Annotated in this window: 22 protein-coding genes and 3 pseudogenes; 19 read left to right on the plus strand and 6 right to left on the minus strand. The window is 42.3% G+C overall.

Going from position 1 to position 21,758, the window contains the following annotated elements:
- Nucleotides 1-183: 183 nt before the first annotated feature.
- The 16 genes and pseudogenes from K4Z77_RS05970 (at nt 184) to yidD (ending at nt 11,697) form a co-directional block, all read left to right on the plus strand.
- Entirely contained in the window at nt 184-1,809 is a 1,626-nt protein-coding gene (locus tag K4Z77_RS05970; RefSeq protein ID WP_061759324.1) for a malolactic enzyme, read from the plus strand.
- 202 nt (nt 1,810-2,011) lie between these two features.
- Nucleotides 2,012-2,131, plus strand: a pseudogene (locus tag K4Z77_RS05975) (IS630 family transposase); the annotation flags it as partial.
- 391 nt (nt 2,132-2,522) lie between these two features.
- Entirely contained in the window at nt 2,523-3,500 is a 978-nt protein-coding gene (locus tag K4Z77_RS05980; protein WP_061759323.1) for an ABC transporter substrate-binding protein, read from the plus strand.
- An 11-nt stretch (nt 3,501-3,511) separates the two neighbouring features.
- Complete coding sequence (locus K4Z77_RS05985; RefSeq protein WP_061759322.1) at nt 3,512-4,405, plus strand: ABC transporter permease; 894 nt, start codon at nt 3,512-3,514, stop codon at nt 4,403-4,405.
- Between the two features lie 12 nt (nt 4,406-4,417).
- Nucleotides 4,418-5,221: an ABC transporter ATP-binding protein gene (locus K4Z77_RS05990; protein ID WP_000157661.1), complete on the plus strand. Its 804-nt coding sequence runs from the start codon at nt 4,418-4,420 to the stop codon at nt 5,219-5,221.
- Between the two features lie 20 nt (nt 5,222-5,241).
- Nucleotides 5,242-5,391, plus strand: a pseudogene (locus K4Z77_RS05995) (alpha-glucosidase C-terminal domain-containing protein); the annotation flags it as partial.
- Between the two features lie 141 nt (nt 5,392-5,532).
- The gene (locus tag K4Z77_RS06000) at nt 5,533-5,781 is read left to right on the plus strand and encodes a YneF family protein (protein ID WP_000364990.1); all 249 of its coding nucleotides are present in this window, start codon (nt 5,533-5,535) and stop codon (nt 5,779-5,781) included.
- Nucleotides 5,782-5,981: 200 nt separating this feature from the next.
- Complete coding sequence (racE, locus tag K4Z77_RS06005; RefSeq protein WP_000370377.1) at nt 5,982-6,776, plus strand: glutamate racemase; 795 nt, start codon at nt 5,982-5,984, stop codon at nt 6,774-6,776.
- Entirely contained in the window at nt 6,773-7,744 is a 972-nt protein-coding gene (locus tag K4Z77_RS06010) for a nucleoside-triphosphate diphosphatase (RefSeq protein WP_070481807.1), read from the plus strand. Before racE ends, K4Z77_RS06010 begins: the two co-directional genes overlap by 4 nt.
- Complete coding sequence (locus K4Z77_RS06015; protein WP_125852224.1) at nt 7,720-8,241, plus strand: metallophosphoesterase; 522 nt, start codon at nt 7,720-7,722, stop codon at nt 8,239-8,241. Before K4Z77_RS06010 ends, K4Z77_RS06015 begins: the two co-directional genes overlap by 25 nt.
- Complete coding sequence (gene cbpB / locus K4Z77_RS06020; RefSeq protein ID WP_224218763.1) at nt 8,238-8,699, plus strand: cyclic-di-AMP-binding protein CbpB; 462 nt, start codon at nt 8,238-8,240, stop codon at nt 8,697-8,699. Before K4Z77_RS06015 ends, cbpB begins: the two co-directional genes overlap by 4 nt.
- Entirely contained in the window at nt 8,696-9,430 is a 735-nt protein-coding gene (xerD, locus tag K4Z77_RS06025) for a site-specific tyrosine recombinase XerD (RefSeq protein ID WP_281461374.1), read from the plus strand. Before cbpB ends, xerD begins: the two co-directional genes overlap by 4 nt.
- Entirely contained in the window at nt 9,430-10,158 is a 729-nt protein-coding gene (locus tag K4Z77_RS06030) for a segregation/condensation protein A (RefSeq protein WP_224218765.1), read from the plus strand. Before xerD ends, K4Z77_RS06030 begins: the two co-directional genes overlap by 1 nt.
- Before the next feature lie 18 nt (nt 10,159-10,176).
- Nucleotides 10,177-10,746, plus strand: a complete 570-nt coding sequence (gene scpB, locus K4Z77_RS06035) for an SMC-Scp complex subunit ScpB (protein ID WP_224218766.1) — start codon at nt 10,177-10,179, stop codon at nt 10,744-10,746.
- A complete protein-coding gene (locus tag K4Z77_RS06040; RefSeq protein ID WP_001222228.1) occupies nt 10,733-11,455 on the plus strand; it encodes a pseudouridine synthase in 723 nt (240 codons plus the stop codon). The genes scpB and K4Z77_RS06040 overlap by 14 nt, the downstream gene beginning before the upstream one ends.
- A complete protein-coding gene (yidD, locus tag K4Z77_RS06045; protein ID WP_224218767.1) occupies nt 11,455-11,697 on the plus strand; it encodes a membrane protein insertion efficiency factor YidD in 243 nt (80 codons plus the stop codon). Before K4Z77_RS06040 ends, yidD begins: the two co-directional genes overlap by 1 nt.
- Nucleotides 11,698-11,800: 103 nt before the next feature.
- Here yidD and K4Z77_RS06050 read toward each other — a convergent pair whose 3' ends face one another.
- The 5 genes from K4Z77_RS06050 to galE all read right to left on the minus strand — a co-directional run bounded on the left by K4Z77_RS06050 (nt 11,801) and on the right by galE (nt 16,658).
- Nucleotides 11,801-12,766 carry a siderophore ABC transporter substrate-binding protein gene (locus tag K4Z77_RS06050; RefSeq protein WP_224218768.1) on the minus strand — a complete coding sequence of 322 codons (966 nt, stop codon included), beginning with the start codon at nt 12,764-12,766 and terminating at the stop codon, nt 11,801-11,803.
- 95 nt (nt 12,767-12,861) lie between these two features.
- A complete protein-coding gene (locus K4Z77_RS06055) occupies nt 12,862-13,614 on the minus strand; it encodes an iron ABC transporter ATP-binding protein (protein WP_224218769.1) in 753 nt (250 codons plus the stop codon).
- The gene (locus tag K4Z77_RS06060) at nt 13,611-14,567 is read right to left on the minus strand and encodes an iron chelate uptake ABC transporter family permease subunit (RefSeq protein ID WP_224218770.1); all 957 of its coding nucleotides are present in this window, start codon (nt 14,565-14,567) and stop codon (nt 13,611-13,613) included. The genes K4Z77_RS06055 and K4Z77_RS06060 overlap by 4 nt, the downstream gene beginning before the upstream one ends.
- Entirely contained in the window at nt 14,557-15,516 is a 960-nt protein-coding gene (locus K4Z77_RS06065) for an ABC transporter permease (RefSeq protein ID WP_224218771.1), read from the minus strand. The genes K4Z77_RS06060 and K4Z77_RS06065 overlap by 11 nt, the downstream gene beginning before the upstream one ends.
- A 143-nt stretch (nt 15,517-15,659) precedes the next feature.
- Nucleotides 15,660-16,658: a UDP-glucose 4-epimerase GalE gene (galE, locus tag K4Z77_RS06070; protein WP_224218772.1), complete on the minus strand. Its 999-nt coding sequence runs from the start codon at nt 16,656-16,658 to the stop codon at nt 15,660-15,662.
- A gap of 295 nt (nt 16,659-16,953) precedes the next feature.
- Here galE and pepA point away from each other — a divergent pair, with 295 nt between their 5' ends.
- On the plus strand, nt 16,954-18,018 hold the full coding sequence (gene pepA, locus K4Z77_RS06075; protein ID WP_224218773.1) for a glutamyl aminopeptidase: 1,065 nt from the start codon (nt 16,954-16,956) through the stop codon (nt 18,016-18,018).
- A 21-nt stretch (nt 18,019-18,039) separates the two neighbouring features.
- Nucleotides 18,040-18,337, plus strand: a pseudogene (locus K4Z77_RS06080) (bacteriocin immunity family protein).
- Nucleotides 18,338-18,540: 203 nt separating this feature from the next.
- Here K4Z77_RS06080 and K4Z77_RS06085 read toward each other — a convergent pair.
- A complete protein-coding gene (locus K4Z77_RS06085) occupies nt 18,541-20,172 on the minus strand; it encodes a Na/Pi cotransporter family protein (protein WP_224218774.1) in 1,632 nt (543 codons plus the stop codon).
- A gap of 240 nt (nt 20,173-20,412) precedes the next feature.
- Here K4Z77_RS06085 and K4Z77_RS06090 point away from each other — a divergent pair, with 240 nt between their 5' ends.
- Nucleotides 20,413-21,609, plus strand: a complete 1,197-nt coding sequence (locus tag K4Z77_RS06090; protein ID WP_001096743.1) for a phosphoglycerate kinase — start codon at nt 20,413-20,415, stop codon at nt 21,607-21,609.
- Nucleotides 21,610-21,758 lie beyond the last annotated feature (149 nt).

Here is a 21,758-nt window from a genome sequence, read left to right on the forward strand (position 1 = left end):
ATTAGGATTGTCAATTTGTATGATTGGTTTATTTTACTCGAAACTTTTAGTAAAGAGAGATCATCGAGAGTTTGATGAGTTCAGAAATTTATAACATATTATACAATTGTATTATTTAAACAACAACGTTTTACAAACAATTCGTTTCATGTGGTATAATATAAGTAAAAAGGAGGTTGCACTATGACTGCACATGATATTTTAAACAACCCTTTCCTTAATAAAGGTACTGCCTTTACCTTAGAGGAGCGAAAGGAACTAGGTCTTATTGGTTTACTGCCACCGTATGTTCAAACGATTGAAGAGCAAGCGGCGCAAACTTATGCACAAATGCAAACAAAAGCCAATGATTTGGAAAAACGTCTTTTCCTAATGGAAATTTTTAATACCAACCGGACTCTTTTCTATTACCTCTTTTCTCAACATTTGGAGGAATTCAATCCAATTGTATACGATCCAACCATTGCAGATACCATTGAAGGCTATAGTGATCTCTTTGTAGATCCACAATATGCGGGATATCTTGATATCAATCATCCTGAAAATATTGAAGCCACTTTGAAAAATGCTGCTGGGGATCGCGAGATTCGTCTCATTGTTGTAACAGATGCAGAAGGAATCCTTGGAATCGGTGACTGGGGAACAAATGGTGTCGATATTTCTGTCGGGAAATTGATGGTCTACACGGGTGCTGCTGGAATCGATCCTTCTATGGTCCTTCCTTTAGTTATTGATGCAGGGACTAACCGTGAAGAACTTCGTAACAATCCTAATTACTTAGGAAATCGTCACGAACGGGTTCGCGGAGATCGTTACTACGACTTCATTGACCAATTTGTTCAAACAGCAGAACGTCTCTTTCCTAAACTCTACCTTCACTGGGAAGATTTCGGCCGCTCGAATGCTGCCAATATTCTTGAAAAATACCGGAAGCAAATTCCAACTTTTAATGATGATATTCAAGGTACAGGAATCGTTACCTTAGGTGGTATCTTTGGTTCATTGGATATTAGTGGTGAAAAATTAACAGATCAAGTTTATCTCTGCTATGGTGGTGGTACTGCAGGTGCAGGAATTGCCTCTCGTGTTCTTCGTGAAATGGTGAGTGAAGGTCTTTCTGAAGAAGAAGCCTATAAACGTTTCTTTATGGTTGATAAGCAGGGTCTTCTCTTTGATGACATGGATGACCTAACCCCTGAACAAAAACCGTTTGCTAAGAAACGTGCTGACTTTAGTAACGCAGACAAGTTGACTGACCTGCTTGAAGTAGTGAAGACTGTGAAGCCAACCATTCTTGTAGGAACTTCGACTCAGCCTAATACCTTCACTAAAGAAATAGTAGAGGCTATGTGTGAAAACACAGAACGTCCAATGATCTTCCCTTTGTCAAATCCAACTAAATTGGCAGAAGCTAGCGCCAAAGATTTGATTGAATGGTCAGATGGCAAAGCTTTTGTCGCAACAGGAATTCCTGCTGATACGGTTTCTTATAAAGGTGTAGACTATGTGATTGGTCAAGCAAATAATGCCCTGATTTACCCAGGTCTTGGTCTAGGTATGCTGGCTTCTGAAGCAAGTCTTTTGACTGATGAAATGATTGGAGCAGCGGCGCATTCATTGAGTGGTATTGTCAATCCAGGCCAACCAGGAGCTCCTGTCTTGCCACCATTCAAGTATGTAGCAGATGTTTCTATTAAAGTAGCAGAAGCAGTCGCTAAAAAAGCACAAGAGCAAGGTCTTGCACGCGCTAAGGAAACAGATATGGCCAAAGCAGTTCGTGATTTGAAGTGGTATCCAGAGTATAAATAATTCATTTCTGTTGCCTATCCTCGGGATACTTGGCTTATTTTGGATATGTTAGCAATCTACAGAGTTGATAACCGAAAAGTAAAGAGATTGTCGTATTGACTATTGGTTTTAAACAATATAAAATAACTGTCGATTTTTTGTCCGACTGCCAAGAGTCAGTTTAATACTATACTAAAATCAAAACGCATTATATAATAGTGATATGAAATCAACCAAAGAAGAAATACAAGCCATCAAAACACTTTTAAAAGACTTTAGTACAACTAAATACCATAAAAGTCTTCAAATCGTTCTATTTTGTCTAATGGGCAAATCTTTGAAATTATCCTAAAAGAATTGAAAGAATTATGAAAGAATTTTCGAAAAATTTTAAAAAATTCTGAAATATTCTTGACAGCTGATGAAAAAGGTGTTAAGATAGGAAACATCAAAAAAGAAAGCAGAAAAAGAAATGAATAAGAGACAAGCTGTAACGATGAATCAAAACTTTTACTTTAGCTACTTTAGATAGTGTTTGTAGACATGTCACCATGGATGCAAACAGTTCAAGCAATTTGTTTGTATCTATGTGGCTAAGATTTTTGATTGTGGTCCATATAGATGAATATCTAAATGGACTAGCAAAGTTATAACTTGTTAGATTATTTCAAGCATCCGTTTAGATAGTATCTAGGCGGTTTTTTGTTTTATCTTTTCTGAGAAGGAGTTTCATTATGAAAGTTGTTCGAAAATTACTAGCACCCCTCTTGGTAGTGGGGATCCTCTTGACCTCTCTGATCAGTTTGCATCAGTTGAAGGCAGATAAGAAAAAAGATGTTTTTCGTATCGGTATTTCGCAGTTTATTACCCACCAGTCCTTAGATGCTACTAGAGAAGGATTTGTGGATGAACTGGCCAAGCAAGGCTATATTGAGGGGGAAAATATTGAGATTGATTTGCAAAATGCCCAGGGAGAACAACGAAATCTTAAAACGATTTCCCAGCAACTAGCAGAATCTAGTGATGTCGTTCTAGCTATCGCAACGCCTTCTGCTCAGAGCTTGGCCAATACAACGCAAACGACACCGGTTATCTTTTCAGCGGTAACAGATCCTGTCAGTGCCAAGTTGGTTGAGTCAAGAGAGCATCCTGGGGGCAATGTAACTGGGACAAGCGACCAGTCATCAGATGCCATTTCAACCCAAATCAATTTGATAAAGAAAGTGTTGCCAAAAGCTAAAACGATTGGAATTCTCTATACTCAGAGCGAGCCAAACTCAGTTGTTCAAAAGGATGAAGCTAAGCGTCTTTTGGAAGAAAAAGGCTTTACCGTTGTTGAAAAAACAATCTTGGACAGTAACAACGTCAAGGCTGCTGCAGAAAGCTTGATGGCAGAGGTGGATATGGTTTTTGTACCAACGGATAATATCATTTCATCAACCATGGAAACAGTCAAGCAGGTTTCTATTAAGCACAAGGTTCCAGTATTTGGTGGTTCAACAGAAATGGTTGCGGTTGGTGGCTTGTATAACTACGGTACCAATTATGAAGAATTGGGACGCCAGACAGCTCGCATGCTGGTTCGTGTTTTAAAAGGTGAGAAGCCAGAAAATATAGCAGTTGAGTTGCCTGAAAAACTGGAATTGCATACCAATCAAGAAATGGCAGATGCATTGGGAATTGATATTAGCAAGTTAGAAAGCAAGGAATAAGGAGATTTAAGATGAATTTTGTGTTATCTAGTTTATCAGAAGGTCTGCTATGGTCGATTATGGCGATTGGGGTCTACTTGACTTTCCGTATTTTGGATATTGCGGATATGACTGCTGAAGGAGCCTTTCCTATGGGGGCGGCTGTCGTTGTATCACAGATACAGGCAGGGACAAATCCTTGGATTGCGACCTTACTTGCTTTTCTGGCAGGTATGGTAGCAGGTCTAGTATCAGGAATGCTCCACACCAAGATGAAAATTCCAGCTCTCTTGACAGGGATTGTGACCTTGACAGGGCTTTATTCCATCAATATTAAAATCATGGGAAGCGTGCCTAATCTTTCCTTGGGAGATTCTGCAACCGTCTTTAAACAATTGGCAAGCTTAGGGCTGTCAAATGAAGAAGCTGTTTTCTTATTTAGTTCGGCCTGTCTCTTACTTGTTTGTTTGGTCTTGACTCTTTTGATGAAAACAGAGATTGGATTGGTCTTGCGTTCGACTGGGGACAATATTCCTATGAGTGAGGCTAATGGGGTCAATGTAGACACCATGAAGATTGTTGGTTATATGATTTCAAATGGTTTGATTGCCCTATGTGGTTCCTTGTTCGCTCAAAATGATGGATTTTCAGATGTGACTTCTGGGACAGGAACCATCGTTGTTGGTTTGAGTGCAGTCATTATTGCGGAAGTCTTGATACACGACTTGACCATTGGAGACCGCTTGTTATCCATCGGAATTGGTGCTATTGTTTACCGTTTGATTATTTTAAATATCTATGAAATTCCAAATCTAGATCAAAATCTGGTACGTCTCTTTAATGCAATTTTGCTAGCCGTGGTTTTATTTGCACCAGAATTGCAAAAGAGATTAAAGATTCGTGGTTTGAAACTGAGAAATGAATAGGAGGAGAAAGTTATGGCAAGTTTGTTAACACTTGAAAATATTCACAAGACATTTGAAGCAGGGACGGTCAATGAGAACCATGTCCTCAAAGGATTAGATTTAGAGGTTGAAGAGGGAGATTTTATCTCTGTGATTGGTGGAAATGGCGCAGGCAAATCCACTTTGATGAATATCTTGGCTGGCAATCTATCGGTGGACGAAGGGGACCTTTTATTGGCAGGCAAATCCATTAAAAATCTGAGTGTAAGAAAGAGAGCCAAGGATATCGCTCGTGTTTTTCAAGATCCTAAGATGGGAACAGCTTCTCGTTTGACGATTGAGGAGAATATGGCTATTGCCTTGAGACGCGGGCAGAAGAGAGGGCTTGGTTGGGGCGTGAAGGAGAAGGATAGAATCCAGTTCCAAGAGGCCTTGAAGGAGTTGAATATTGGCCTTGAAAACCGCTTAAAAGTAGATACTCAATATCTCTCAGGAGGACAAAGACAGGCTTTGACCCTAGTCATGGCAGCTCTGGTGAAACCCAAACTTTTGCTTTTGGATGAACATACTGCGGCACTTGACCCGAAAACGAGTCAAATGGTGATGGACTTGACGCAAAAGATTGTGGAACACCATCAGTTGACGACTTTGATGATTACCCACGATATGAACCATGCGATTGAGTATGGTAATCGTCTCATTATGCTCTATCAAGGCAAGATAGTGGTGGATGTCAAGGGAGAAGAGAAGAAGCATCTGACGGTTGAAGATCTCATGCATCTCTTCCAGAAAAATAGTGGCCAAAGTCTGGTCAGTGATGAATTAGTTTTGGGATAAAGAAAAAGGCTGAGATGTGGCTCAATAATTTTTATGGCACAGAAGTGGAGATTGACTTACCTATAGCCTACCAAAATGGACAAATTTTGATTTCAAACTATGAAGATGCAGAAGTGTCTGAAAAAATTCTACTCAAACCGTATCAAACACTAGCTATTTATGTAAATTAAACTCAGTAAGGAGCCCTCTTTTGCAGAAAAGCAGGGTTCTTTTTGCTGTCTATTCCCTCTCTGAAAGCGTAAAACAAACTAGTCAGGGTGGCTAGTTTGTGGTATAATGAAAGAGACTCAAAAAGAAACAGGAGAAATATGATGGATTTACTTTTAGCAATTGTATTGATTGTGCTAGCTTTTCTAGGAGGAGCTCTTGGAGGGATGTACTTGGTTCGTAAGCAAATCGAAAAAGAATTCGCTGACAACCCACGTTTGAATGCTGAAGCAGTTCGTACTCTTTTGAGTGCAAATGGTCAAAAACCAAGCGAAGCTAAGGTACAACAAGTTTACCACCAAATCATCCGCCAACAAAAGGCAGCCCTTGCTAACAATAAAAAGAAAAAATAAATAAGGAAAAGTCTGGGATGAAAGTTCCAGACTTCTCACTATGTTGGCTAAGGGTTTAGGGATGAGACTTTTTCCTTGCATTCTATTGATATTTGATTATGATTAAGAGAGATAGTTGTTGATGAAGCTGTCATTCAGTTCATAAGGAACGGTAATCATAATGAACTATCAATCAGAAAAAAGACTAGAAAGAAGACTGTATGGATAATCGACCAATTGGTTTTTTGGATTCGGGTGTTGGGGGCTTGACCGTTGTGCGTGAGCTCATGCGCCAGCTTCCCCATGAAGAAATCGTCTATATTGGAGATTCGGCGCGGGCGCCCTATGGTCCCCGTCCTGCTGAGCAAATTCGTGAATATACTTGGCAGTTGGTCAACTTTCTCTTGACCAAGGATGTCAAAATGATTGTCATTGCTTGTAATACTGCGACTGCGGTCGTCTGGGAAGAAATCAAGGCTCAACTAGACATTCCTGTCTTGGGTGTGATTTTACCAGGAGCTTCGGCAGCCATCAAGTCTAGCCAAGGTGGGAAAATCGGGGTCATTGGAACGCCCATGACGGTACAATCAGACATTTATCGTCAGAAAATTCATGATCTGGATCCAGACTTACAGGTGGAGAGTTTGGCCTGTCCCAAGTTTGCCCCCTTGGTGGAGTCTGGTGCCCTGTCAACCAGTGTCACCAAGAAAGTAGTCTATGAGACCCTGCGTCCCTTGGTTGGAAAGGTGGATAGCCTGATTTTGGGTTGCACCCATTATCCACTGCTCAGACCTATTATTCAAAATGTCATGGGACCAAAAGTTCAGCTCATCGATAGTGGAGCAGAGTGCGTACGGGATATCTCAGTCTTACTTAATTATTTTGAAATCAATCGTGGTCGCGATGCCGGACCACTCCATCACCGTTTTTACACAACAGCCAGCAGCCAAAGTTTTGCACAAATTGGTGAAGAATGGCTGGAAAAAGAGATTTATGTGGAGCATGTAGAATTATGACAAATAAAATTTATGAATATAAGGATGACCAGGACTGGTATGTTGGGTCCTATGGTATTTTTGGTGGCGTCCGGACGTTGACGGATGATGACTTGGATTTTCCTCTATTGGAGTTTGCCCAAAGATTTCGAGATGAGGATCGAGGTTTTCCTGTTTCTGTTACTGTTTTACGCTATGGTTCTCTCTACCGTTTATTGTCTTTTGTGGTAGATATCCTCAACCAAGAAATGGGACGAAATGTGGAAGTTATCCAACGTCAAGGGGCTCTGCTCTTGGTTGAAAATGGGCAACTCTTGTATGTGGAATTGCCCAAAGAAGGGGTTGATGTTCATGATTTCTTTGAGACAAGCAAGGTCAGAGAAACCTTATTGATTGCGACTCGTAACGAAGGCAAGACCAAGGAATTCCGAGCTATATTTGACAAGCTAGGCTACGATGTGGAAAATCTTAATGACTATCCTGACCTACCGGAAGTAGCAGAAACAGGCATGACCTTTGAAGAAAATGCCCGCCTCAAGGCAGAAACTATTTCTCAATTAACGGGCAAGATGGTTCTGGCAGATGACTCAGGTCTCAAAGTCGATGTCCTTGGTGGCTTGCCAGGTGTCTGGTCAGCTCGTTTCGCAGGAGTGGGAGCTACTGACCGTGAAAACAATGCCAAGCTCTTGCACGAATTGGCCATGGTCTTTGAACTCAAGGACCGCTCGGCTCAATTCCATACAACCCTAGTCGTGGCCAGTCCAAACAAGGAAAGCTTGGTTGTTGAAGCAGACTGGCCAGGCTACATTAACTTTGAACCTAAGGGTGAAAATGGCTTCGGCTATGATCCTCTCTTCCTTGTAGGAGAGACAGGCAAGTCATCAGCTGAATTAACCCTTGAAGAAAAAAATAGTCAATCTCACCGTGCCTTAGCCGTTAAGAAACTTTTGGAGGTATTTCCATCATGGCAAAGCAAACCATCATTGTAATGAGCGATTCTCATGGCGATAGCTTGATTGTGGAAGAAATCCGTGATCGCTATGTAGGCAAAGTTGATGCCGTTTTTCATAACGGCGATTCTGAACTGCGTCCTGATTCTCCCCTTTGGGAAGGCATCCGTGTTGTTAAAGGGAACATGGACTTCTACGCCGGCTACCCAGAACGTTTGGTGACTGAGCTTGGTTCGACCAAGATTATCCAAACCCATGGACACCTGTTTGACATCAATTTCAACTTTCAAAAGTTGGACTACTGGGCTCAGGAAGAAAAAGCCGATATCTGCCTCTATGGTCACTTGCATGTGCCAAATGCTTGGATGGAAGGAAAGACTCTTTTTCTAAATCCAGGTTCCATCAGTCAACCACGTGGGACTATCAGAGAATGTCTCTATGCTCGTGTGGAGATTGATGACAGTTATTTTAAAGTGGACTTTTTGACACGAGACCACGAGGTGTATCCGAGCTTGTCCAAGGAGTTTAGCCGATGATTGCCAAGGAGTTTGAGACTTTCTTGTTGGGGCAGGAAGAAACTTTTTTGACCCCTGCTGAAAATCTAGCCGTGTTGATTGATACCCACAATGCAGATCACGCGACCCTCTTGCTCAGTCAGATGACCTATACCCGTGTTCCCGTTGTGACAGATGAAAAACAGTTTGTTGGGACGATTGGGCTCAGAGATATTATGGCTTATCAGATGGAGCATGACTTGAGTCAAGAAATCATGGCAGATACGGATATCGTTCATATGACCAAAACGGACGTAGCGGTCGTCTCGCCTGATTTTACCATTACGGAGGTCTTGCACAAGCTGGTAGATGAGTCATTCTTGCCGGTTGTGGATGCGTCTGGTATTTTCCAAGGAATCATCACGCGCAAGTCTATCCTCAAGGCAGTGAATGCCCTCTTGCATGACTTTAGTAAGGAATATGAGATTCGATGCCGATGAGAGACAGGATTTCAGCCTTTTTAGAGGAAAAGCAGGGCTTGTCTGTCAATTCAAAGCAGTCCTATAAGTATGATCTGGAGCAATTTTTAGACATTGTGGGTAATCGGATTTCTGAGACCAGTCTCAAGATTTACCAGGCCCAGCTAGCCAATCTAAAAATCAGCGCCCAGAAGCGAAAGATTTCGGCCTGTAACCAATTTCTCTACTTTCTCTATCAAAAAGGAGAAGTGGACAGCTTTTACCGTCTGGAATTAGCTAAACAAGCTGAAAAGAAGACCGAGAAGCCAGAACTGTTAGACCTAGACTCTTTTTGGCAGGAAAGCGACGTTCCAGAGGGGCGTTTACTGGCTCTACTTATCTTGGAAATGGGGCTCTTGCCGAGTGAGATTTTGGCTCTCAAGGTTGAGGATATCAATCTGGATTTTCAGGTGTTGAGAATCAAGAAGGCTTCCCAACAGAGGATTGTTACCATTCCCACGACCTTGCTTTCAGAATTGGAACCCTTGATGGGCCAGACCTACCTCTTTGAAAGGGGAGGGAAAGCCTATTCTCGTCAGTGGGCCTTTCGTCAGCTGGAGTCCTTTGTCAAGGAGAAAGGTTTTCCAGCCTTATCGGCCCAAGCCTTACGTGAACAGTTCATTCTCAGACAAATAGAAAACAAGGTCGATTTGTACGAAATTGCAAAAAAATTAGGATTAAAAACAGTCCTGACCTTAGAAAAATATAGATAATGGATATTAAATTAAAAGATTTTGAAGGGCCCCTGGACTTGCTCTTGCACCTGGTTTCTAAGTACCAGATGGATATCTACGATGTGCCCATTACGGAAATCATCGAACAGTATCTAGCTTATGTCTCAACCCTGCAGGCCATGCGTCTGGAAGTGACGGGCGAGTACATGGTCATGGCCAGTCAGCTCATGCTGATTAAGAGCCGCAAGCTCTTGCCAAAGGTGGCAGAAGTGACAGATTTGGAAGATGACCTAGAGCAGGATCTTCTCTCTCAAATTGAAGAATACCGCAAGTTCAAGCTCTTGGGGGAGCACTTGGAAGCCAAGCACCAAGAAAGGGCCCAGTATTATTCCAAAGCGCCGACAGAGTTGATTTACGAAGATGCGGAGCTTGTTCATGACAAGACGACTATTGACCTCTTTTTGGCTTTTTCAAATATCCTAGCCAAGAAAAAAGAGGAGTTTGCACAGAATCACACGACTATCTTGCGGGATGAGTATAAGATTGAGGACATGATGGTTATCGTGAAAGAGTCCTTGACTGTACGAGATCAATTGCGCTTGCAGGATTTGTTCAAGGAAGCCCAGAATGTCCAAGAGGTCATTACCCTCTTTTTGGCAACCCTAGAGTTAATCAAAACCCAGGAGCTGATCCTCGTGCAAGAGGAGAGTTTCGGAGATATCTATCTCATGGAAAAGAAGGAAGAAAGTCAAGTGGCCCAAAGCTAGACTTGATAGAGAGGAAAGATGAGTACTTTAGCAAAAATAGAAGCGCTCTTGTTTGTAGCGGGTGAAGATGGGATTAGAGTCCGCCAGTTAGCTGAACTCCTCTCTCTGCCACCGACAGGCATCCAACAGAGTTTAGAAAAATTAGCCCAGAAGTATGAAAAGGACCCAGATTCCAGTTTGGCTCTGATTGAGACAGGGGGCGCTTATAGATTGGTGACCAAGCCTCAATTTGTAGAGATTTTGAAGGAATACTCTAAGGCACCTATCAACCAGAGTTTATCTCGGGCTGCCCTTGAGACCTTGTCCATCATTGCCTACAAACAGCCCATCACACGGATAGAGATTGATGCCATCCGTGGGGTCAACTCGAGTGGGGCCTTGGCAAAGTTGCAGGCCTTTGACTTGATACGAGAAGACGGGAAAAAAGAAGTGTTGGGTCGCCCCAACCTCTATGTGACTACAGATTATTTCCTAGATTACATGGGGATAAACAATTTGGAAGAATTACCAGTGATTGATGAGCTTGAGATTCAAGCCCAAGAAAGCCAATTATTTGGTGAAAGGATAGAAGAAGATGAGAATCAATAAGTATATTGCCCACGCAGGTGTGGCCAGTAGAAGAAAAGCAGAAGAGTTGATCAAGCAAGGTTTGGTGACGGTTAATGGCCAAGTGGTACGTGAACTAGCAACCACTATCAAGTCAGGCGACAAGGTCGAAGTTGAAGGTCAACCTATCTACAACGAAGAAAAGGTCTATTATCTGCTTAACAAACCACGCGGTGTCATTTCCAGCGTGACAGATGACAAGGGCCGCAAGACGGTTGTCGACCTCTTGCCTAATGTCAAAGAACGCATTTATCCAGTTGGACGTTTGGACTGGGATACATCAGGAGTCTTGATTTTGACCAATGATGGGGATTTTACGGATGAGATGATTCACCCTCGTAATGAGATTGACAAGGTTTATGTCGCGCGTGTTAAAGGTGTGGCCAATAAGGATAATCTCCGTCCCTTGACCCGTGGACTTGAGATTGATGGTAAGAAAACCAAGCCGGCTGTCTATGAGATTCTCAAAGTGGATCCAGTCAAAAACCGCTCTGTGGTGCAGTTGACTATCCATGAAGGGCGTAACCACCAGGTTAAAAAGATGTTTGAAGCTGTCGGCCTTCAAGTAGATAAACTGTCTCGTACACGTTTCGGACATCTAGACTTGACAGGGCTCCGTCCAGGAGAATCCCGTCGTCTTAATAAAAAAGAAATCAGCCAACTACACACCATGGCTGTAACCAAGAAATAATGAAACGAATTTTAATAGCGCCTGTGCGCTTTTACCAACGGTTTATCTCACCAGCCTTTCCACCCTCTTGTCGCTTTGAGCCGACTTGTTCAAACTATATGATTCAGGCTATTGAAAAATATGGCTTCAAGGGTGTTTTGATGGGTTTTGCTCGAATTTTACGTTGCCATCCCTGGTCGAAAACAGGTAAGGACCCTGTCCCAGACCACTTTTCCCTTAAACGAAATCGAGAAGAAAAATGAGGCTAGGTAAACAGATTTTAAAATGATAAAAACGCATCCTATCAGGTTTGAGCTCGATAGGATGCGTTTTATCATGTAAAGATGTGATTGAGTTTAAAGTAGCTTATTTCAAGGCTTTTTGTGCGTCTTCAATCATGAGTTTTGTTGATTCAAGTCCGCCTCCGCTTAGATACCAGAGATCTGGTGTTAGTTGGATAATCTTACCGTTTTTAGCGGCAGGAGTTTCAGCGATGAGGGCATTTTCTAGGACGCCGTCGTTGCTTGAGTTGTCCCCACCGATGGCAAGGGTACGGTTGATGACAAAAAGGATGTCAGGATTGATTTCTTTGACACTTTCAAAGCTGACTTCTTGTCCGTGGCGAGAGTCTGCAAATTGAGTATCTGTTGGCTTGAATTTCAAGGTTTGGTACAAGAAAGAGAAACGAGATTGGGCACCAAAGGCAGCCATTTTCCCTTCGTTGAGGAGGATAGCAAGGGCTTTCTTGTCAGAACTTTCGTTTTTAGTTGCGACTTCTTGGATGCTCTTGTCTAGCTTGGCCAATTCTTCCTTGGCTTTCTGTGTACCAGTTTCGCCGAAGGCACTTGCTAAGTACTCAATGTTGGTCTTAGTTGAAGTCCAGTAGTCGTCCTTGCTTGCTTGGAAGAGAACAGTCGGAGCGATTTCGTTGAACTTATCTACGAATTTTTGGGTACGTGGTGAAGCGATAATTAGGTCTGGTTCAAGAGCAGCAAGGGCTTCTAGGTCTGGCTCAACCATAGAACCAACATTTTTAACTTTTCCAGCTAGGTCTTTAAGATAAGTCGGAACAGTTTTTGTAGGCATTCCCACGATATTCTTTTCAAAACCTAAAGCGCGAACAGTATCGGCAGCACCAAGGTCAAAGGTAACAATTTTTTCAGGAACTTTTGAAAGTTTGACTTCGTCTAGTGAACTTTTAATGGTTACCTCTGTTGGAGCAGAGCTACTTGACTCCGTCTTACTAGTGCTTGAGTTTGTACTACATGCACCAAGTAGGAGCAAGAAGCTGGCCGCTAGGGCAGTGAGATAAAATTTAAGGGATGTTTTCATAATTTCTCCTTTTTAAAATGTGATAACGATTTAAGGAGTCTCTTGGTCTTATTGACTAAGAGACTGAAGGTTCTCTAACTTGAACTTCTATGTTATTAGCTATAGATACAGATCTTTTTGCCATTGATGTTAGCCAGCGTGATGGGAATCTCATAAAGTTGACTGAGCAGGTCAGCCTGCATGATTTGATTGGTTGTTCCCTTGCTAAAGACTTGACCGTCCTTGAAGGCGACAATTTCATCCGCATACTGGCTGGCCATGTTGATATCGTGGAGAACGATGATAATGGTCTTGCCGAGCTCTGACACCAGTCGCTTGAGAATCTGCATCATGCTGACGCTTTGCTTGATATCGAGATTGTTGAGTGGTTCGTCTAGCAAGATAAAGTCTGTATCCTGGGCCAGTACCATAGCGATAAAGACCCGTTGGAGCTGGCCTCCAGACAGGCTATCGATGTAACGGTCTTTTAAGTTGGTCAGTTCTAGATAGGTCAGGGTTTCTCGGATTTTTTCCCAATCTTCTGGTCTCAGTCGACCTCGACTGTAAGGAAAACGTCCAAAACTGACCAGTTCTTCAACAGTCAATTTGGCTTGGTAATTGATTTTCTGCTTTAGGATAGTCAGTTCTTGAGCCAGTTCTTGTGAATTCCAACTCTCGATTTCACGACCTTTGATACTGAGAATTCCCTGATCTTTCTTGGTCAGTCTGCTCATGATGGAGAGGAGAGTTGATTTTCCAGCACCATTTGGACCAATGAAGGCTGTCAGTTTCTGAGGACTGACCTCAAGCGAAATGCCTTGCAAAATATCCTGTTTTTGAATGGATTTGTCAATGTTTTCCAGTTTCACTGACGCGCCCTCCTGTATAGTAAGATAAAGAATAAGAGCCCCCCAACACTCTCAATGATCATGCTGATTCGAATTTCCAGTGCAAAGACTCGTTCAATCAGGGCTTGTCCCAAGGTCAAACTGATAAATCCGATCAGAATGGCTACGATAAAGAGTATCTTGTGCTGATAGTCTTTGACAATCAGGTAGGTGAGGTTAGCCAGCATAAAGCCGAAGAAGGCCATAGGTCCTACCAAGGCAGTGGCAGTTGAGGTCAAAAGCACGATACCCCAGAGGAGTTCTCTCTGTTCTTTTTCCACATCGAGCCCCAATATTTGAGCCGTTGCTCTTTGCAGGTGCAAGACATCCAGAATAACTGCTTTTCGAAAGAAAAAGATGGTCAAAGCGAGGATGATTAGAGAACCGATGGCTAGGATGGAAGTGTTGAGATGTTGAAAGGAGGCAAAGAGACTGTTCTGCAGTTTATCGTATTCGTTTGGATCCATCAGGACCTGAAGGAAGGTACTGATATTTCGAAAGAGACTTCCGAGTGCTAGACAGATTAGCAGGATGAAGACCAGGTCGTGTTTTATCAGTGTCTTCAAGTAGCCTTGCAAGGCAAGAAAGAAGAGGGATTGAAGCAGAAGCAAAACTAGGAATTCTAAGATAGGGGACTTGCCAAGTTGAAGAAACTTGCTTTCAAAAATCAGTAGTAGGGTTTGCAGTAGGACGTAGAAGGATTCGATTCCTAAAATACTAGGTGTCAGGAAGCGATTTTCCGTCAGGGTTTGAAAACTAATGGTCGAAATCCCAGTCGCGATAGCTACCAAGAGATAAACGATGATTTTTTGGGAACGCAACTTCCAAGCAAAGGCTGACAAGTGAGTGATGGGCCAAAAGTAGAGAAGACAAGCTCCGATGGCAAGAATAATGATAATCCAGAAGAGCTTAGTATGTTTGCTTTTAGACTGCATCTTTTCGTCCCCCTCTCCAGAGAAGTAGGATAAAGACGAGGCTACCAATGATTCCTAGTAGAAGACTGACAGACAGCTCATAGGGTCGAATCAGAACTCGGGATAGGATATCGCAAACCAGAACTAAATTGGCACCGACCAGTGCGACGATGAGTTTGGTTTGACTTAGATTATCTCCATAGTGCTTGCGAACAAGATTGGGAACGATGACCCCGAGAAATGGCAAGCCACCCACAGTAATCATGGTAACACTAGTCGTTAGCGCCACCAGAAAGAGGGCCAGTTTTTCAAGCAGGGAGTAGGAAATCCCCAAACTTTCGCTGGTTTCTTTCCCTAAATTCATGATGGTAAAGGTTTGGGATAATTTCCAAACGGCTATCAGGATAATGAGCCCTAAGAAGAGCCACTCATACTGATGGGTCTGAATCATGGAGAAGGAGCCCTGGGTCCAGGCGGTCATACTCTGAACCAGATTGAAACGGTAGGCGATAACTTCTGTCACAGAACCGATAATTCCACTATAGATGATCCCAATCAGAGGCAACATCCATCTTTCCTTTATAGTAAAAATGGTCATAAAGGCTAGGAAGAAGAGGGTAAATACGATGGATGAAACAAAAGCAAAGAGCATCTTTTGGGTCAGACTAGCAGACGGAAAGACAAAGAGGCTCAGTACCATTCCCAGTTTGGCAGCTTCAGTGGTTCCAACTGTACTCGGAGCAGCAAACTGATTTTGAGTGATGGTCTGCATGAGCAGTCCGGCCATACTCATACTAGAGGCGGTCAGAAGAATGCTGATAGTTCTTGGAAGACGGGACTCCTGAAAGAGAAGCCAGGTCTGCTGGTCGAAAGCAAAGAGCTTTTCCCATGAAAAATCACTGGTCCCAATGCTAATAGAGAGAAAGATTAGGAGTAGAAGTAAGCCAATTAAATAATGAGAAAGTTTCATACCCCATCCTTTCAAATAGATTTGGTATCGAAAGATACCCGCGGATATTACTGTAACACGATTTCTTTAATCTGTCAATAAATTTTCTGACAATTTAATGAATAAAACAAGGAGAGAGCGCCAAGGCTTTCTCCTTTGTTATCCTATTCCAAAATGTTTTTGCCTTCTTTAACACGCCAACGATAATCTGATAAAATAATATCTTCGAGGGAGTAGCTAGCCTTCCAATCAAGATATTTTTTAGCTTTTGATGCGTCTGCTAGGACGCTAGCTGGGTCACCAGCACGGCGAGCAACAATTTCGTGTGGTATTTTTTGATTCAGTAATTCTTCAGCAGTTTTAAAGATTTCTTTGACGGTATAGCCTTTTTCAGTTCCTAAGTTAAAGATTTGAGAAGAACTGTCTTCTTGAAATAGGTAGTTCATTCCTTTAACATGAGCCTGTGCAAGATCCAAGACATGAATGTAATCTCGAATACATGAACCATCACGTGTATCGTAGTCATCTCCAAATATTTTCAGGCGATCATTTTGTCCCAATGCGGTCTTGTTGATATTTGGAATGATATGAGTTGGATTTTTCACGCGCAGACCGTTTGAAGCATCCATTTCAGCCCCAGCAACATTAAAGTAACGGAAAATGACATATTTCCAATCGTAGCGATTGGCCATCCAGTAAATCATTCGTTCACCCATCAGTTTTGTTTCTGCATAAGGGTTGACAGGGTCGAGCAGGGTATCTTCAGTTGCCGGCTTGTCAATACAGTTATTACCATAGAGGGAAGCAGTCGAAGAGAACATGATTTTTTGAATGCCAACTTCAGATAAGACTTTGAGAACTTGGTTCATACCAGCAACATTGGCAGTGAAGTATTTACTTGGATTTTCAATACTTTCGCTCACAACAATTTCACCTGCACAATGAAGAACAGCATCAATCTGATTTTCTTCTAAGTAAGCTTTTAGGGCACTAGCATCATAAACATCTAGTTGCTTAAAGCTAGCATGACTATCCACAGCCGCTCGATTTCCTGTAGAGAGATTATCTAGAACATGTACCTGATAGCCAGCATTTAAAAGAGCCTTAACGGTATGGGAGCCAATGTAGCCAGCTCCACCTGTAACAAGAATTGTTTTGGTCATGATTTTTTCCTTTTCCTATTTTTGTACTATTTTAAAGAAAGAAGAAGGTAAAGTCAATTATTTTCTGCAGATTTCATGAAAAAACTGAACAAATATAGCATTGAATTGTTTTTTGTTTGGGGAATTAATGATTTGGTTAATCTTGGAATAGTTCTTAGATTTCACCTCACATGTAAGAGGATACGATCTTTTTCTAAGGTACCGCAAGAATACGATACTAATTTAGAAATCCACCTTTCCGCTATCCTTCTCCTATAAAAAGTGGTAAAATGGATGAAAGAAAGAAGGAACTGAAATGACAACATTATTTTCAAAAATCAAAGAAGTAACAGAACTTGCTGCGATCTCAGGTCATGAAGCACCTGTCCGTGCTTATCTTCGTGAAAAGTTGACACCGCACGTGGATGAAGTGGTGACAGATGGCTTGGGTGGTATTTTCGGAATTAAACATTCAGAAGCTGCAGATGCGCCGCGCGTCTTGGTCGCTTCTCACATGGATGAAGTTGGTTTTATGGTCAGCGAGATTAAGCCAGACGGTACCTTCCGTGTCGTAGAAATCGGTGGCTGGAACCCCATGGTGGTTAGCAGCCAACGTTTCAAACTCTTGACTCGTGATGGTCGTGAAATTCCTGTGATTTCGGGGTCTGTCCCTCCACATTTGACTCGCGGAAAGGGTGGACCAACTATGCCAGCTATTTCAGATATCGTCTTTGATGGCGGTTTTGCGGACAAGGCTGAGGCAGAAAGTTTTGGCATCCGTCCTGGCGACACCATCGTACCAGATAGCTCTGCAATCTTGACAGCCAATGAAAAAAATATCATATCAAAAGCTTGGGATAACCGTTACGGGGTTCTCATGGTGAGCGAGTTGGCGGAAGCTCTGTCAGGTCAAAAACTTGGCAATGAACTCTATCTTGGCTCTAACGTCCAAGAAGAAGTTGGTCTCCGCGGTGCTCATACATCTACAACCAAGTTTGATCCAGAAGTCTTCCTAGCAGTGGATTGCTCACCAGCAGGTGATGTTTATGGCGGTCAAGGCAAGATTGGGGATGGAACCTTGATTCGTTTCTACGACCCAGGTCACTTGCTTCTACCAGGAATGAAGGATTTCCTTTTGACAACGGCTGAAGAAGCTGGTATCAAGTACCAATACTACTGTGGTAAAGGCGGAACAGATGCTGGCGCAGCTCATCTGAAAAATGGTGGTGTCCCATCTACAACAATCGGTGTTTGCGCTCGTTATATCCATTCTCACCAAACCCTCTATGCAATGGATGACTTCTTAGAAGCTCAAGCTTTCTTGCAAGCCTTGGTGAAAAAATTGGATCGTTCAACAGTTGATTTGATTAAAAATTATTAAACCATAAGGGAGGTGGTAGGGATGGTAGAACCAAACCTAGAAAGCCTTATAAAAGATCTTTACAATCATGCTCGACAAGATTTGAGTGAAGATTTAGTTGCTGCTCTCCTAGAGACAGCATCTAAAACTGCCTACTACAAATGAGCAATTGCTGGCAGTCCGTCTCTCAGGCCTGGTCAATCGTGAATTGCTCAAGAATCCTAGACATCCGGCACCTGAGTTGCTCAACTTGGCTCGCTTTATCAAAAGAGAAGAAGCTAAGTACAGAGGAACTGCGGCTTCTGCGCTTATGTACGGGGAGTTCTTTAAAATGCTTTGATTCCATTGTGAATCAAAGCATTTTTCTATATGGTAGAAAAGCAATTCTTGGTTAGGAAAAGAAAAAAGCCATCCAATTTAGGATAGCTTCTTGGTTCTTATACTCAATGAAAATCAAAGAGCAAACTAGGAAACTAGCCGCAGGCTGTACTTGAGTACGGCAAGGTGACGTTGACGTGGTTTGAATTTGATTATCGAAGAGCATTAGATTTGTTCAGCGATGACCTTTTCAGCCAGATTCATAGCATGGTCTGATACACGAGTGTAGTGGGAAACAATATCGATAAAGTTGACCCCAGCTTGCGTTGAACACTCGCCCTTGTTGAGGCGTTTGATGTGAGTCTTTCTGAGAACACGTTCCATATTGTTGATTTCTTTATGGCGTTCAATCAGACTTTGAGCTTTTTCAATATCATTGTTTTCTACGCTGTCAAGGGCATCCTTGATAAAGCCAGTGGTCTTTTGATAGATATCAGCTAATTCCTGCAAAGCAGCTTCAGAGAACTCAACATTTTTACGTTGAAGATAGTCGGTCAGATTGATTAGCGCTTCTGCGTGGTCCCCAATCCGTTCCAAATCACGGGATGAATCCAGGATGTTGGTCAGCACTTCACTTTCTTTCTGGCTAAGGGCCTCACTTGAAAGAGTAATAAGGTAACGAGTCAATTTTTCATCAATGGTATTGATGGCTTCTTCCGTCTTGTGGCCTTTTTCAGCAACCTTTTCATTGAGGTCAATGATGTAGTTGTATGAAAGGTCAAAGGCTTTGGAAGCATAATTTCCCAAGTGAAGGAGTTCTTTTTTGGCATTTCCGAGAGCGATTGATGGAGCTTGTTTAATCAAATGCTCATCAAGATAAAGTGGTTCGTACTTGACAACTTCATCTTCACCAGGGATGAGCTTAGTTACAAAGTAGGCCAAGGCTCCGATGAATGGAAATTGTACAATGGTGTTACTTACGTTAAAGGCACCATGAGAGAAGGCGATGGTCATCTCAGGAGAGAGGTGAAGGAGTGCCTGGAAGTACTCAATCATTGACGTAAATGGGCCTAATAAGATTAAGCAAAGGATAGTCCCTAAAACGTTAAAGGTAACGTGGGTTGCAGCAACACGTTTCGCAGAGACATTGGCTCCAGCTGCCGCGATGATAACGGTTAGGGTTGTCCCGATATTATCTCCGAAGAGAACTGGTAGCGAACCTTTAAGGTCAAGGAACCCACCTGCATAGAGACCTTGCAAAATCCCAATTGTCGCAGAAGAAGCCTGGATGAGGACGGTAATCACTGCACCAGCAAAAACTCCCAAAATAGGATTTTGTCCCAAGGTTACCATATATTCCTTGAATTGTGGTAAATCTTTAAGCGGACTCATACCGGCACTGATGAGGTTGAGGGCGTAGAAGATTCCCCCTACACCAAACAGGATGCGCCCAATATTGTTTGCTGTTCTGTTTTTTGTAAAGAAGAGGAACATGGTCCCAAGGAAAATCAGGGGTAAAGCATACTCGCCAAGTTTGAAACCGATGATAAAGGAAGTAACGGTGGTTCCGATGTTGGCTCCCATGATAATTCCGATAGCCTGTCTAAGAGTGAGAAGACTAGCGCTGACCAGTCCAACCGTGATAACTGTAACCCCTGTACTTGACTGAATCAGGGCAGTCACGACAATCCCAACTAGAACACCTAAAAAGGGATTGCTGGTGTACTTGTCAATGTAAAAACGAAGGCGGTCTCCAGCAGCTTGTTGCAAACCGTCTCCCATGGTCTTGATACTATATAAAAATAGTCCCAGACCACCTAAAAAGTGAAATAAAATTTCCTGCCAATTAATGGACATTTCTTTTTCCTCCGAAAAATAATAACGGAATTTCTCCTATTCTATTTTAAAGGATAAAAGTAAATCTAACAAGTATTAAGCTAAGATTTTAGAAAGAAAATTCGTTAGAAAAAGTAAAAAATAATATACTCTAGCATGTCACAAAGATTAAATATCGAAAAATCTTGTGAAATCTTTCCTTATATTTCCAAAGTGTGATATAATAGTTTCGAATAAAATAAATAAAGGGGTTTTTGTAACATGGCAAAACTTACTGTTAAAGACGTTGACTTGAAAGGTAAAAAAGTCCTCGTTCGTGTTGACTTCAACGTACCATTGAAAGATGGTGTAATCACTAACGACAACCGTATCACAGCAGCTCTTCCAACTATTAAGTACATCATCGAACAAGGTGGACGTGCAATTCTTTTCTCTCACCTTGGACGTGTGAAAGAAGAAGCTGATAAAGCTGGTAAATCACTTGCTCCTGTAGCAGCTGACTTAGCAGCAAAACTTGGTCAAGACGTTGTTTTCCCAGGTGTAACTCGTGGTGCTGAATTGGAAGCAGCAATCAACGCTCTTGAAGATGGACAAGTTCTCTTGGTTGAAAACACTCGTTACGAAGATGTTGACGGCAAAAAAGAATCTAAAAACGATCCTGAACTTGGTAAATACTGGGCATCACTTGGAGATGGTATCTTCGTAAACGATGCATTCGGTACAGCTCACCGTGCACATGCATCTAACGTTGGTATCTCAGCAAACGTTGAAAAAGCAGTTGCTGGATTCCTTCTTGAAAACGAAATTGCCTACATCCAAGAAGCAGTTGAAACTCCAGAACGTCCATTCGTAGCCATCCTTGGTGGTTCAAAAGTTTCAGACAAGATCGGTGTTATCGAAAACTTGCTTGAAAAAGCTGATAAAGTCCTTATCGGTGGTGGTATGACTTACACATTCTACAAAGCACAAGGTATCGAAATCGGTAACTCACTTGTAGAAGAAGACAAATTGGATGTTGCGAAAGCTCTTCTTGAAAAAGCAAACGGTAAATTGATCTTGCCAGTTGACTCTAAAGAAGCTAATGCATTTGCTGGTTACACTGAAGTGCGTGACACTGAAGGTGAAGCAGTTTCTGAAGGCTTCCTTGGTCTTGATATTGGTCCAAAATCTATCGCTAAATTTGACGAAGCTTTGACTGGTGCCAAAACAGTTGTATGGAACGGACCTATGGGTGTATTTGAAAACCCAGACTTCCAAGCTGGTACAATCGGTGTGATGGATGCTATCGTGAAACAACCAGGAGTTAAATCAATCATCGGTGGTGGTGACTCAGCTGCCGCAGCGATTAACCTTGGCCGTGCAGATAAGTTCTCATGGATTAGTACGGGCGGAGGCGCATCAATGGAGCTTCTTGAAGGTAAAGTTCTTCCAGGACTTGCAGCCTTGACAGAAAAATAAGATTTCATAAATGAATCAAAGAAGAGAGGGATGAAGGCAATGTCATTAAGTTAGTGATCTAACTACTTGAATAGGAGGTGTGATTGAGATCATCAAAGTGATTCTCTATCCTATCTTCTATTTTTTTGCATAACAAATAAAGGTTTTTT

Origin of the sequence: Streptococcus mitis subsp. hohhotensis (assembly GCF_020089495.2) — a bacterium.
In the GTDB taxonomy this organism is placed as follows: domain Bacteria; phylum Bacillota; class Bacilli; order Lactobacillales; family Streptococcaceae; genus Streptococcus; species Streptococcus hohhotensis.

Coding starts and splice junctions, on each gene's coding strand:
- K4Z77_RS05970 (WP_061759324.1), top strand. CDS start 184: ATGACTGCACATGATATTTTAAACAACCCTTTCCTTAATAAAGGTACT.
- K4Z77_RS05980 (WP_061759323.1), top strand. CDS start 2,523: ATGAAAGTTGTTCGAAAATTACTAGCACCCCTCTTGGTAGTGGGGATC.
- K4Z77_RS05985 (WP_061759322.1), top strand. CDS start 3,512: ATGAATTTTGTGTTATCTAGTTTATCAGAAGGTCTGCTATGGTCGATT.
- K4Z77_RS05990 (WP_000157661.1), top strand. CDS start 4,418: ATGGCAAGTTTGTTAACACTTGAAAATATTCACAAGACATTTGAAGCA.
- K4Z77_RS06000 (WP_000364990.1), top strand. CDS start 5,533: ATGGATTTACTTTTAGCAATTGTATTGATTGTGCTAGCTTTTCTAGGA.
- racE (WP_000370377.1), top strand. CDS start 5,982: ATGGATAATCGACCAATTGGTTTTTTGGATTCGGGTGTTGGGGGCTTG.
- K4Z77_RS06010 (WP_070481807.1), top strand. CDS start 6,773: ATGACAAATAAAATTTATGAATATAAGGATGACCAGGACTGGTATGTT.
- K4Z77_RS06015 (WP_125852224.1), top strand. CDS start 7,720: ATGGCAAAGCAAACCATCATTGTAATGAGCGATTCTCATGGCGATAGC.
- cbpB (WP_224218763.1), top strand. CDS start 8,238: ATGATTGCCAAGGAGTTTGAGACTTTCTTGTTGGGGCAGGAAGAAACT.
- xerD (WP_281461374.1), top strand. CDS start 8,696: ATGAGAGACAGGATTTCAGCCTTTTTAGAGGAAAAGCAGGGCTTGTCT.
- K4Z77_RS06030 (WP_224218765.1), top strand. CDS start 9,430: ATGGATATTAAATTAAAAGATTTTGAAGGGCCCCTGGACTTGCTCTTG.
- scpB (WP_224218766.1), top strand. CDS start 10,177: ATGAGTACTTTAGCAAAAATAGAAGCGCTCTTGTTTGTAGCGGGTGAA.
- K4Z77_RS06040 (WP_001222228.1), top strand. CDS start 10,733: ATGAGAATCAATAAGTATATTGCCCACGCAGGTGTGGCCAGTAGAAGA.
- yidD (WP_224218767.1), top strand. CDS start 11,455: ATGAAACGAATTTTAATAGCGCCTGTGCGCTTTTACCAACGGTTTATC.
- K4Z77_RS06050 (WP_224218768.1), bottom strand. CDS start 12,766: ATGAAAACATCCCTTAAATTTTATCTCACTGCCCTAGCGGCCAGCTTC.
- K4Z77_RS06060 (WP_224218770.1), bottom strand. CDS start 14,567: ATGCAGTCTAAAAGCAAACATACTAAGCTCTTCTGGATTATCATTATT.
- K4Z77_RS06065 (WP_224218771.1), bottom strand. CDS start 15,516: ATGAAACTTTCTCATTATTTAATTGGCTTACTTCTACTCCTAATCTTT.
- galE (WP_224218772.1), bottom strand. CDS start 16,658: ATGACCAAAACAATTCTTGTTACAGGTGGAGCTGGCTACATTGGCTCC.
- pepA (WP_224218773.1), top strand. CDS start 16,954: ATGACAACATTATTTTCAAAAATCAAAGAAGTAACAGAACTTGCTGCG.
- K4Z77_RS06085 (WP_224218774.1), bottom strand. CDS start 20,172: ATGTCCATTAATTGGCAGGAAATTTTATTTCACTTTTTAGGTGGTCTG.
- K4Z77_RS06090 (WP_001096743.1), top strand. CDS start 20,413: ATGGCAAAACTTACTGTTAAAGACGTTGACTTGAAAGGTAAAAAAGTC.